Raw genomic sequence first — 540 nt, 5'->3', positions numbered from 1 at the left:
CACTTTTACGCATTCGTTCACTTTGTGAATCGTGGCATTGACAGGTCCAAGCTCAACGACTTGACCGCCCATGCGAGCAATGAAACGTCCGTCTGACGTACCCCCCGTTGTGAGCAGCGCTGGTTTGGTGTTGTTCACTTCCGCTACGGAAGCGACCACAGCATCAAGTAGGGCACCTGTGTCCGTTAAGAACGGGTCGCCGTTGAATGTCCAATGTAGATCGTAGTTGAGATCATGCTTATCCAGTGTTTCTGTTACGCGCTGGACGATAGTGTCATTGTTCAGTTCGGTGCTAAAACGTAGGTTGAATTGAACGTTGAACTCGCCAGGAATCACGTTGGAAGCCCCTGTGCCCGCAGATACATTGGGAATTTGGAAGCTTGTTGGCGGGAAGTAATCATTGCCTTTATCCCACTCTGTTGTTGCCAGTTCGTGGATGGCAAGTAGCGATGCGTGAACAGGGTTATTAGCGAGGTGAGGGTAGGCCACATGACCTTGTGTGCCTTTTACGGTTAGGTCACCGGTAATTGAACCACGGCG

General features: G+C 50.9%; 1 protein-coding gene. It reads right to left on the bottom strand.

What is annotated here, in order from left to right:
- Positions 1-540 (bottom strand): M20/M25/M40 family metallo-hydrolase (locus R7E38_RS23290; protein ID WP_318082215.1); only part of this gene is annotated, 540 nt, incomplete at both ends.

The sequence above is a fragment of the Vibrio sp. Vb2131 genome (assembly GCF_033338535.1).
Lineage (GTDB): Bacteria > Pseudomonadota > Gammaproteobacteria > Enterobacterales > Vibrionaceae > Vibrio > Vibrio alginolyticus.
This window is presented reverse-complemented; position numbering and strand designations above follow the sequence as displayed.